This is a genomic window from Vibrio sp. 10N.261.52.A1, from assembly GCF_002876325.1.
Lineage (GTDB): Bacteria > Pseudomonadota > Gammaproteobacteria > Enterobacterales > Vibrionaceae > Vibrio > Vibrio chagasii.
The window spans coordinates 1-11,312 of record NZ_MCYD01000967.1 but is presented as its reverse complement, the minus strand read 5'-3'; the positions used below and the strand labels follow the sequence as shown (position 1 = coordinate 11,312).

Genomic DNA, 11,312 nt, shown 5'->3' with positions numbered 1-11,312 from the left:
CTTTAGTGCTCTTCCCTTTTTTGTATTTAAAACAATGACGACTAGTCGGCTAAATATTTCCCTTCTGCAACTTGCCAGAATGCTCGAATTAGAGGGTTATCTAGCTGTGCTCGCTTACAACATACGCCTAACTCAAATGGCTTGATGGGCTCTATCTTTAAGCGGCTAACCTTATCTCTTACTGGACTGTTGTTTATGACCACATCAGGTGCGATGCCAACTCCACACCCTAGTGCCACCATACTTACAATCGCCTCATGGCCAGAAACTTGCGCGTATATGTTGGGTTTTATCTTCATCTTTTTAAACCATGCATTGGCTCGTTCACGCGCTGTACCCGCTTCAGGGATGATAAAAGGCACTTCATTCCAGTTTGGCTTGTCGGATTGTAGTTGTTGACCAAAACTACTGACGCCAGATGGGATGATGACAGATAGTGGTATATCACTAATGGTTTCGAATTCTAATCTTGAAGGGAGGATGTCTGGTTTCGCTGAAATCGCGATGTCTGCTTCGTCATTTAATATCTTATCGATAGACTGAGCAGGGTCGCCTGTAGAAAGCTTGAACTCGATATATGGGTGAATGGCTCTGAATTCGGTAATTAGCTCAGGAAGATGGCTATAGCTTGCAGTCACGGAGCAAAATATCCTGATCTCCCCCTTTAACTCTTGTTCACCGCCTTTTAGGTGAAGGTTATATTGCTGCCACTCTCCAACAATACTCAACGCTACTGGCAATAGGTGTTTTCCTGCCGGAGTGAGATCAACGCTGCGGTTGTCCCTGATAAGCAGTTCCTGTCCTGTTTCTTCCTCAAGCTTTTGTATCTGACGGCTCAGTGCAGAAGGGCTGACATGCATGGCTGCAGCGGTTTTGCTGAAACTCTTGCTATCACATAAATGTATAAATAATTGTAGAGATTTTATGTTCATGTTCTGTGATCGTTTCCATGTTGCATTTATTGCAATAACTAATTGTGAATATATCACTTTCAGCAACGGAATGTCTGTTTTAGTATGAAGTCATTCGATAGAGAGATATCGACCTTACGGACTTATTTTTAAAGGAGTGCCTCAAATGGCTAACTATTTCAATACATTAAACCTTCGTGAACAACTAGACCAACTAGGTCGTTGCCGCTTCATGGATCGTGAAGAATTTGCGACAGAAGCTGAATACCTTGAAGGCAAGAAAATCGTAATTGTTGGTTGTGGTGCTCAAGGCCTTAACCAAGGTCTAAACATGCGTGATTCAGGCCTAAACGTGGCTTACGCTCTACGTCAGGCGGCGATTGACGAGCAACGTCAGTCTTACAAAAACGCAAAAGAGAACGGATTTGAAGTAGATAGCTACGAGAAGCTGATTCCTGAAGCGGATCTAGTAATCAACCTAACTCCAGACAAACAACACACTAACGTAGTTGAAACAGTCATGCCTCTAATGAAAGAAGGCGCTGCACTAGGTTACTCACACGGCTTCAACGTAGTTGAAGAGGGCATGCAAATCCGTAAAGACCTGACCGTTGTAATGGTTGCACCTAAGTGTCCAGGTACTGAAGTACGTGAAGAGTACAAGCGTGGTTTTGGTGTTCCAACACTAATCGCTGTTCACCCAGAGAATGACCCTAAGGGTGAAGGTTGGGATATCGCTAAAGCTTGGGCTGCTGGTACAGGTGGTCACCGCGCAGGTTGTCTAGAGTCTTCTTTCGTTGCTGAAGTTAAATCTGACCTTATGGGTGAGCAAACAATCCTTTGTGGCATGCTACAAGCTGGTTCTATCGTATCTTACGAGAAGATGGTTGCTGACGGTATCGACCCAAGCTACGCAGGTAAGCTTCTACAATACGGTTGGGAAACGATCACTGAAGCGCTTAAGTTTGGTGGCGTAACTCACATGATGGACCGTCTATCTAACCCAGCTAAAATCAAAGCATTTGAGCTTTCTGAAGAGCTAAAAGACCTAATGCGTCCGCTTTACAACAAGCACATGGACGACATCATCCAAGGCGAATTCTCTAGCACTATGATGGCTGACTGGGCGAACGACGATGCGAACCTACTAGGCTGGCGCGAAGAGACAGGCGAAACAGCATTCGAAAATTACCCAGCTTCTGATGTAGAAATCTCTGAGCAAGAGTACTTCGATAACGGCATCCTACTTGTTGCTATGGTTCGTGCGGGTGTTGAGCTAGCGTTCGAAGCAATGACAGCATCTGGCATCATCGATGAGTCTGCATACTACGAGTCTCTACATGAGCTTCCACTAATCGCGAACACGGTTGCTCGTAAGCGCCTATACGAAATGAACGTTGTAATCTCTGATACTGCTGAATACGGTAACTACCTGTTCGCTAACGTTGCAACACCACTACTACGTGAGAAGTTCATGCCTTCAGTAGCAACAGACGTAATCGGTCGCGGTCTAGGTGAAGTATCTAACCAAGTAGATAACGCTAAACTAATCGAAGTTAACGAAGCTATCCGTAACCACCCAGTTGAGTACATCGGTGAAGAGCTACGTAGCTACATGAGCGACATGAAGCGCATCGCAGTAGGTGGCTAATCTCTTAACTCGATAACATCGAACAAATTTAAAGAGCTCCAAAAACTGGAGTCATAAATAAAAAACACAACACCTAATTAAAAGGCTTGGTCGCCGTTGACCAAGCTTTTTTTGTTTATTGGGAAGATGTATCGTGACTCGGAGTGTTGTTAGGAGTCTAGACCGAAAAACTCGAGTGCATAAAAAAGGGCTGACGTTTTCACGTCAGCCCTTTTAACTTTGCTCGCTTGCGTGCTTACTTGTCTGCAAGCTTAGCTTCTAGCTCTGCAAGCTTTTGTTCCATTTCAGTCAGCTTTTGACGAGTGCGCAGTAGTACTTGAGTTTGAACATCAAACTCTTCACGGCTTACAACATCTAGTTTGTTTAGCTGGCCTTGGATAACTTGGCGAACTTTCTGGTCTACGTCTGAACCTAGTTCTTTCACTGGCTGAGGCATAGAGTCGTGGATCTGCTTAGCAATTTGCTCTAGTTTTTTTGGATCAAACATATCGATTAAAACTCCTGACTATTTATCACTATTCTATTTAATCACATCTAAGATGTCGCCTATCGCGTATAAAAAAAGGCCACCGAAGTGGCCTTTTTGATTGTTTTACGACTTAGCGATTACTTGTTGTCTGCTAATTCTCTGTGCGCTGCTTTTGCTTCATCAACGCGAGCTAGTTTTTCTAGGTCTTTGTCTTCAACAAACACAGGAAGAGGCTTGTGTTTTTCAGCTAGGTAGCTGTAAATCACAGGCAGTACAAACAGCGTAAAGATAGTACCAATCGCCAGACCTGCAACGATAACAATACCGATACTGAAACGCTGAGCTGCACCTGCACCACTTGCGTACATCAGTGGGATTAGACCCGCGATCATCGCAGCTGTTGTCATCAGGATTGGACGAAGACGAACCTTCGCAGCTTCCATTACCGCTTCAATACGAGTCTTGTGGTGATGCAACTGTTCTTCTTTTGCAACCTCACAGATCAAGATACCGTGCTTAGTAATCAGGCCGACCAAGGTTATCAAACCTACTTGCGAGTAGATGTTCATCGTTGCCGCACCCCAAGCTAGAGCAATTAGGGCACCACAGATCGCCAGTGGTACCGATACCATGATAACCAATGGATCTTTTAGAGATTCGAACTGAATCGCTAGTACCAAGAAGATGATTGCTAACGCTAGACCAAAGGTTGCGTAAAGTGCGCTACCTTCTGTTACGTATTGACGTGCTTCACCCATGTAATCGTGGTTGTAGCCACTTGGTAGCTTGTTCGTTGCCGTATCTTCAAACCATGCAATCGCATCACCCATTGCAGCGCCTGGAGCCGGTACTGCACCGATCGTAGCTGAATTCAATTGGTTGAAGTGAGGAAGAGAGCGAGGCTCTGCCACAACATCAATCGTAATTAAACTGCCCAGTGGCACCGCTTTACCATCCGCAGCACGTACATAGTAGTTATTCATCGATTCAGGGTTCAAACGGAACTTACGTTCTACTTGAGGGATAACCTCATAAGAACGACCGTTTAAGTCGATACGGTTTACGTAGCCATCAGACATCATAGTACCAAGTGTGATACCAATATCTTGCATGGTCACACCGTATGCGCCCGCTTTGTCTTTATCGATGTGCACTTTCATCGTTGCTGAGTCGTAGTTCAGATCAAGATCTGAGTAAACGAACAGCGGGTTCGATGCTACATCCGCTAAAATGTCAGTAGTGATTTGGAACAAGCTCTCAAAACTGTTTGGTGTTGTAATAACAAACTGAATTGGAAGACCTGAACCTGCACCTGGTAGTTCTGGCATTTGGAATGCAGTTACCGCCATTCCCGGAACATCTTTAACTAAACCACCAACGCGGTTTGCTACGTCTGATTGGCTCGCCTCACGCTCACTCCATGGAACCATAGATGCGATACCAAACGCTTGGTTTGCATTCGGCACACCGGTAAACACCTGTGCGTACGCTACTTCTGGTTGATCAGACAGAATCGTGTTTACGCCGTTCATGGTATTTTGCATGAAGTCTAAGTTCGCATTTGATGGTGCTGTACCCATCAGCATGATTACACCTTTATCTTCAGAAGGTGCTAACTCACTTGGGATAAACTTAAACAGCATCGGCAAGCTGGCAAATACGATAACCGCAAAGCCAATGAATACCGGGCGATGGTTCATTACCGCACCAAGCATACGCTCGTAACGGTTAGTCATACCATCCAGTACGCTATGTACCTTTTGTTCAAACTTGCTTGGTTCTGCGTGAGCTTTCAGCATTTTTGAACACATCATTGGCGACAGCGTTAATGCCACGATACCGGATACAAATACTGAACCCGCTAGGGTTAGCGCGAACTCTTTAAATAGCGAGCCTGTGATACCACCCATCATCGCGATAGGAGCGTATACTGCGCCTAGCGTTAACGTCATTGCAATAACTGGTACCGCGATTTCACGCGTACCGATGATTGCAGCACGGAAAGGGGACTCCCCGAGCTTGATATGTCGGTCGACGTTCTCAAGTACTACGATTGCATCATCTACCACCAGACCGATGGCGAGTACCATTGCCAGTAGTGTCATCAGGTTCCAAGAGAAGCCCATCGCCTGCATTACCATTGCCACACCAATCAAAGACAGTGGGATAGTAACGATAGGGATAAGAACTGCACGGAACGAACCAAGGAACAAGGTGATTACAACCAGTACGATTAATGCTGCTTCAAGGATGGTCTTGATAACCTCTTGAATCGATTCGTTAATCGCAATCGTCGAGTCATACATTACGTTCATTGAGATGTTACTTGGTAGGTTCTTCTCTAGCTGAGGAAGAAGCTCAAGAACATCGGCAGCAATGTTGATAGGGTTAGCACTTGGTGCCGCGTTAATTGCTGCAACAACCGCTTCCTGACCGTTCGCACTTGCACGGTACACGTCGTGGCTTTTCTCTAGAGAAACCTTAGCAATGTCAGATAGACGGATGATTTCGCCTTCACCGCTACGAACTACAAGATTCTCTAACTCTTCAACGTTAGATACCTGGGTATCAGCACTGCCATTGTAGAGAACGAACTCACCGGTTGCCTGACCCGTTGCCGATTGGTAGTTGTTGGCATTCAGTACCGACATCACATCGCTAGCGGTTAGATCGACTGCAGCCATTTTTGACGGGTCTAGCCATACGCGTAGTGCGTATTTCATACCACCGTATAGGTCAACTTTCGATACACCGTTTACCGTAAATAGTTGCGGGTTGATTACACGCTCTAGATAATCGGTAATTTGGCTCGACACCAACTCATCACTAGTAAAACCAATGTAGAGTACCGCCGTTGTTGAACCGGTCGACATGGTTACGGTTGGATCTTCCGCTTCTTTTGGAAGCTGAGAACGAACCGAGTTTGTCTTGGCCAGTATGTCAGACAGCGCTGCATTCGGGTCGGTGTTCAACTTCATGTTAACGGTAATCGTAGAGCTACCGAGTACAGAAGATGAAGTCATATAATCGATGTTATCCGCTTGTGCCACAGCCTGTTCGAGGGGCTGGGTGATAAAGCCTTGGATAAGATCGGCACTTGCACCGTAGTAACTCGTGGTCACGGTTACGACGGTATTCGTCATTTCAGGGTATTCACGCACCTGCATTTTGAAGATTGCTTGTAAGCCAAGCAGCGCAATCAAAAAGCTGATGGATACCGCTAGAACTGGACGTTTAATAAAAACATCAGTAAAGCGCATTGTGCCTCCGGTTACAGCATAGGTGTTTCAGATGGTGGTGTGATTGCATCACTTTCCACAACCTTAACTTTGGCACCGTTACTTAGACGTACTTGGCCAGAAGTCACAACGGTATCGCCCGCTTTCACACCTTCAAGGATGTGTGCGATATCAGCGGTACGTTCACCTACTTTTACAACATGTTGAGTAACGCGTTGAACGCCGTCTTCTTCAGTTAGGATGTAAACATTGTCGCCGTATAGAGTGAAAGTAATCGCTGTTTGAGGCAGAGTTACTTGGTTCTCTAATTTAGGCAGAATGATGTTAGCGCGAGCGAACATACCGCTACGAAGCTTGCCATCATTGTTTGGAATGTCTGCTTGAACTTGAATAAGACCACTTTGCACGCTTACTGCAGGTTCAATTGCGCTGATAGAGCCCTCAAATGGGATTTCAGGGTAAGCGTCAACGAAGATATCAACTGCTTGACCCACACTGATGCGAGAGATGTCAGTTTGAGAAACCGTGAAGCGTAGGCGCATAACACTGGTGTCTTCTAGACGAACAATATCAGTACCTGATTGTAAGTATTGGCCTAGGTAAACATTGCGGATACCAACGGTACCATCGAATGGTGCGCGAATTTCGCGACGATCGATAGACGCTTTTAGACTTTCAATATCAGCTGAAAGAGAGAAGTAGTTAGCTTCTGCTTCATCGTAAGCTTCTTTAGAGATAGAGCCTTTCTTGAATAGACCCTGGTAACGCTTGTACTTAGCTTTTGCTGCAGGTAAGCGAGCTTCAGAACTTTTAAGGTTCGCTTTCTCTACGTCTGAATCAAGGCGAACGAGTAGTTGATCGCTCTTAACTTCAGTACCTGACTCAAAAGAAATTTGGTCGATTACACCGCTAGTTTCGTTTGCTAGCGTGACACCTTGGTTTGGTTCAATGAAGCCGATAGCTTCAATCACCGGAACCCAATCGATCGGCTGAACTTCAGTAACCGTTACTGGAAACTCTGGTTCAGGGCGGTTTGCCATGTACTCAGCAATTTTTTGTTGTTTGAACATGTTGAACCCAATAACGCTGCCGAAAAGTAATACAGCGATGAGTAACATGAAGAAAGTCCACTTTTTCATTATGGTCAAAACTCCGATCTAGTGTTTAATTATTGCATCCCAACTGGCTTCTATTGCAGCTTCTAGTGCTGCCTCATCGAGTTGGTAAAATCCTAAAGAATGCTTTCGCGCTAGAGATACACTAGCCGCTAAGCTCAAGCCGCTTAATACTTCATTATGCAGCGGTTTAAACAATCCTTGCTCTTTACCCTCATTAAATAGCAGCTCAACTTGGGCAAACATTTTTCGTTCAAGTTCCCTGAAGTTTAGGCTATTTGTGATGGGTAGAGAGTCATACTGAACTCGATTTTTAATCGCAGCTAAGTTCGTTCCCGCTAAGTTCCATATGTTGAGCCACATGGTTCTGTAGCGTTGCTTTATTGGATCCGAATCATTAACTCCGTCTTGTACAGCATCTGCTACTCGTTGTGTTACGAGCACTCGAACGTCATCGATCAAGTGATCCTTATCATCAAAGTAGCGATAGATAGTGCCTGCAGCCACTCCCGCTTCTTTTGCTAGTTTTTGCATTGAGAGGCCTTGAAAACCGACCTCAGCAATTAGCTTCTCTGCTGCAGAAAGTATTTGTTGGCGTTTATCCTGAGGTGCATGAGTAGTCATATTTACATCACCGATGAATGAACGTTCATTCATTATAGCCTAAGAACCATACACATGTGCAACAAAGTTTTGCATAAATGACGTAAAATTCTTGTAGAAGAGAACGTAGCATTCGTGATGTTGCAGCATTATTATAGGCGCGCAACCAATTCGACCTTGTAAGAATAGATAGAGAATCAAATGAAACTGAACCCAAGACAAGATGAAGCCGTGAAGTATGTTTCAGGCCCCTGCTTAGTATTAGCGGGCGCTGGATCAGGCAAGACACGTGTTATCACTAATAAAATTGCTTATTTGGTTCAGGAGTGTGGCTACAAGGCGCGTAACATCGCGGCAGTGACCTTTACCAATAAAGCAGCGCGTGAGATGAAAGAACGTGTAGGGCAAACCTTAGGTAAAGGAGAAGCGAAAGGACTTATCGTTTCTACGTTCCACACTATGGGCTTGACCATTATTCGTCGCGAGTACAAAGCGCTGGGCTTAAAAGCAGGCTTCTCTCTGTTTGATGACCAAGACCAGTTAGCCCTATTAAAAGAGCTAACTGAAAGACAAATCGATGGCGATAAAGATTTATTGCGTGCATTGATGAGTGCGATTTCGAATTGGAAGAATGACATGCTGACGCCAGACCAGGCGAAAGCGCGCGCTCAAGGTGAGCAAGAGCAGTTGTTTGCGTTCTGCTTCGAGATGTATCAAAAGCAGATGAAGGCTTACAACGCCCTCGACTTTGATGATTTGATTGCACTACCGGTACTATTGCTTAAAACCAATCAAGAAGTGCGCGAACGTTGGCAGTCACGTATTCGCTACCTACTTGTGGACGAATACCAAGATACCAATACCAGCCAGTACGAATTGGTTCGTCTACTGGTTGGAGAGCGTGGTCGTTTGACGGTAGTAGGTGACGATGACCAATCTATTTACTCATGGCGTGGTGCGAAGCCGCAGAACCTGGTGTTGCTAGGTGAAGACTATCCTAACCTTCGCCTGATCAAGCTAGAGCAAAACTACCGCTCAACCAGTCGAATCTTGCGTGCAGCGAACATCTTGATCGCCAATAACCCGCACGTGTATGAGAAGTCTCTATTCTCTGAGATCCCAGACGGCGAAAAGCTCAAGGTATTGAATGCCAAGAACGAGGAGCATGAGGCCGAGCGTATTACCGGTGAGATCATCGCACACAAGTTTTTGAACCGAACTGAGTACAAAGATTACGCGGTGCTTTACCGTGGTAACCACCAATCGCGCTTAATTGAAAAAGCGCTGATGCAGAACCGCGTGCCCTACAAGATCTCTGGCGGAACCTCTTTCTTCGCTAGAGCGGAAATTAAAGACATCATGGCTTACCTGCGTGTATTGGTGAACCCTGATGATGACAACGCCTTCCTACGTATTGTAAACACGCCGCGCCGTGAGATAGGCCCGGTGACGCTAGAAAAGCTAGGTAGCTACGCCAATATGCGTGGCAAGAGCTTGTTTGAGGCCAGCTTTGAGATGGGTTTAGAGCAAACCCTAACAGGCCGAGGCTTAGAGAACCTGCGTCGATTCACTGATTGGATTGTTCGTATCTCAGATAACGCAGAGCGTGGCAATACCGTAGATGCGGTTCGTGCTTTGGTTCGCGATATTAACTACGAAGATTGGTTATACGAAACCTCAGCAAGCCCGAAAGCGGCAGAGATGCGTATGAAGAACGTCTCTGATCTCTATAGCTGGATTGTCGCCGATTTAGAAGGTGATAATTACGATAAAGAAGAGAAGACGCTGCGTGAGGTCGTGCAACGCTTAACCCTGCGCGACATGATGGAACGTGGTGAAGACGATGACGATGCTGACCAAGTACAGTTAATGACACTACACGCATCGAAAGGCTTGGAGTTCCCATATGTGTATTTGATGGGAACAGAAGAGGGCATCTTGCCGCACCAAACCAGTGTTGATGAAGGTAACGTTGAGGAAGAGCGTCGCCTGATGTATGTGGGTATTACTCGAGCGCAGAAAGAGCTGACTTTTACTAAGTGTCGTGAACGTCGTCAGTTTGGTGAGTTAATTAAGCCAACACAGAGTCGTTTTCTTGATGAATTGCCGCATGATGATGTGGAATGGGAAAGCGTCAAGAAGCCACAGTCCGCTGAAGAGCGAATGGAGAAAGGGCAGGCGCACATTGCCAATATTCGAGCGATGTTCAATAAGAAGTAATGTTCTGCTTGATGAGTACTATATAGAAGACAATAAAAAAGGTGACCTGTTGGTCACCTTTTTTGAATTTGGCATTTTTAACTATAGATCGGCAAATTACAGACCAGCAATCATGTGCTCGATAGCATCTTTGATTTCGTCGTCTGAACAGTCCATACATGAACCTTTTGCTGGCATCGCGTTGAAGCCGTTGATTGCGTGGTCAGCTAGAACATCGCGACCTTGAGCAATACGAGGACCCCAGTCACCAGCATCACCTGTTTTAGGTGCGCCACTTACGCCAGATGCGTGACAAGCTATACAAAAGGTACCATAAACTGTTGCGCCATCACGAGGGCCTGTTGGTTCAGCGGCTACTGGCTCACTGCCGACTAGGTATACTTGACCAACTGGTTTGATGCGCTCAGCAATTGCATCTTGCTCTGCTTCACTTAGGCCTGAAGCCATTGCACCAGTTGAGAAGGTTAAAACTGCGATGACAACGCTTAAAATTCGACGAGACATATCCATTAAACTCACTTTACATTCCCAAGGTAAGTACATGCTTACCAAATTATAGTGTTGGAGGGGGTGTTTTGGCTTTAACCAGTAAAGAGCAACTGTTAAACCAATGTAAATAATGGGTGATTATATCCCGATAAGTTGTTGCAATAAACAACAACTTATAAGCTGTGGCGGGTTGTAGTACTCAAATAAGGGGTTTATCACATATTAACTGTCGAAAAAGAGACCAAACAGAAAAAAAAGTTAAAAAAGTACTAGACGGCATTGGGTGATATACGTATTATTCCACTCCGCCGACAGGGCATGCGCCTGTAGCTCAGCTGGATAGAGCGTTGGCCTCCGGAGCCAAAGGCCGAAGGTTCGAATCCTTTCAGGCGCGCCATCCGGTCACTTACTTCGGTAAGCGAGAAATTGGCAGAAAAAGAAATTATGGTGGCTATAGCTCAGTTGGTAGAGCCCTGGATTGTGATTCCGGTGGTCGCGAGTTCGAATCTCGTTAGCCACCCCATTCTTTCTTTACAAATTATCGGTAGCTTCGGCTTCCAGTGTTGATTCACTATCCCAAGAATCGATACAAAACTAGTCGGTGAATAGCGCAGC

Annotated in this window: 8 protein-coding genes and 2 tRNA genes; 4 read left to right on the top strand and 6 right to left on the bottom strand. The window is 45.5% G+C overall.

Features of this window, described 5'->3' with window-relative positions; all coding sequences use genetic code 11:
* Positions 1-41: 41 nt before the first annotated feature.
* Positions 42-932: an HTH-type transcriptional activator IlvY gene (gene ilvY / locus BCT81_RS20995; protein WP_061033074.1), complete on the bottom strand. Its 891-nt coding sequence runs from the start codon at positions 930-932 to the stop codon at positions 42-44.
* A 145-nt stretch (positions 933-1,077) separates the two neighbouring features.
* Here ilvY and ilvC point away from each other — a divergent pair, with 145 nt between their 5' ends.
* Positions 1,078-2,562, top strand: coding sequence for a ketol-acid reductoisomerase (ilvC, locus tag BCT81_RS20990; RefSeq protein WP_008224071.1), 1,485 nt, complete (start codon positions 1,078-1,080; stop codon positions 2,560-2,562).
* A gap of 235 nt (positions 2,563-2,797) precedes the next feature.
* Here the strand turns inward: ilvC and BCT81_RS20985 are convergent, their stop codons facing one another.
* The 4 genes from BCT81_RS20985 to BCT81_RS20970 form a co-directional block, all read right to left on the bottom strand.
* On the bottom strand, positions 2,798-3,049 hold the full coding sequence (locus BCT81_RS20985) for an accessory factor UbiK family protein (protein WP_004740921.1): 252 nt from the start codon (positions 3,047-3,049) through the stop codon (positions 2,798-2,800).
* Positions 3,050-3,168: 119 nt separating this feature from the next.
* Positions 3,169-6,291, bottom strand: a complete 3,123-nt coding sequence (locus BCT81_RS20980) for a multidrug efflux RND transporter permease subunit (RefSeq protein ID WP_102425707.1) — start codon at positions 6,289-6,291, stop codon at positions 3,169-3,171.
* A gap of 11 nt (positions 6,292-6,302) precedes the next feature.
* The gene (locus BCT81_RS20975) at positions 6,303-7,409 is read right to left on the bottom strand and encodes an efflux RND transporter periplasmic adaptor subunit (RefSeq protein WP_061033076.1); all 1,107 of its coding nucleotides are present in this window, start codon (positions 7,407-7,409) and stop codon (positions 6,303-6,305) included.
* An 18-nt stretch (positions 7,410-7,427) separates the two neighbouring features.
* Entirely contained in the window at positions 7,428-8,009 is a 582-nt protein-coding gene (locus BCT81_RS20970) for a TetR/AcrR family transcriptional regulator (protein WP_198596934.1), read from the bottom strand.
* Positions 8,010-8,189: 180 nt separating this feature from the next.
* Between BCT81_RS20970 and rep the strand changes: the two genes are divergently transcribed.
* Positions 8,190-10,208, top strand: a complete 2,019-nt coding sequence (gene rep / locus BCT81_RS20965; RefSeq protein ID WP_102425706.1) for a DNA helicase Rep — start codon at positions 8,190-8,192, stop codon at positions 10,206-10,208.
* A gap of 96 nt (positions 10,209-10,304) precedes the next feature.
* Here rep and BCT81_RS20960 read toward each other — a convergent pair whose 3' ends face one another.
* A complete protein-coding gene (locus BCT81_RS20960; protein WP_004740929.1) occupies positions 10,305-10,718 on the bottom strand; it encodes a cytochrome c5 family protein in 414 nt (137 codons plus the stop codon).
* A 299-nt stretch (positions 10,719-11,017) separates the two neighbouring features.
* Between BCT81_RS20960 and BCT81_RS20955 the strand changes: the two genes are divergently transcribed.
* Together BCT81_RS20955 and BCT81_RS20950 are read left to right on the top strand one after the other, a co-directional pair.
* Positions 11,018-11,094, top strand: a tRNA-Arg gene (locus tag BCT81_RS20955).
* Between the two features lie 50 nt (positions 11,095-11,144).
* A tRNA-His gene (locus BCT81_RS20950) sits at positions 11,145-11,220 on the top strand.
* The last annotated feature ends 92 nt before the right edge of the window (positions 11,221-11,312 follow it).

Bases quoted from the DNA above. Each gene is read 5' to 3' on its own strand.
- ilvY (WP_061033074.1), bottom strand. From the start codon at position 932: ATGAACATAAAATCTCTACAATTATTTATACATTTATGTGATAGCAAG.
- BCT81_RS20985 (WP_004740921.1), bottom strand. From the start codon at position 3,049: ATGTTTGATCCAAAAAAACTAGAGCAAATTGCTAAGCAGATCCACGAC.
- BCT81_RS20980 (WP_102425707.1), bottom strand. From the start codon at position 6,291: ATGCGCTTTACTGATGTTTTTATTAAACGTCCAGTTCTAGCGGTATCC.
- BCT81_RS20975 (WP_061033076.1), bottom strand. From the start codon at position 7,409: ATGAAAAAGTGGACTTTCTTCATGTTACTCATCGCTGTATTACTTTTC.
- ilvC (WP_008224071.1), top strand. From the start codon at position 1,078: ATGGCTAACTATTTCAATACATTAAACCTTCGTGAACAACTAGACCAA.
- rep (WP_102425706.1), top strand. From the start codon at position 8,190: ATGAAACTGAACCCAAGACAAGATGAAGCCGTGAAGTATGTTTCAGGC.
- BCT81_RS20970 (WP_198596934.1), bottom strand. From the start codon at position 8,009: ATGACTACTCATGCACCTCAGGATAAACGCCAACAAATACTTTCTGCA.
- BCT81_RS20960 (WP_004740929.1), bottom strand. From the start codon at position 10,718: ATGGATATGTCTCGTCGAATTTTAAGCGTTGTCATCGCAGTTTTAACC.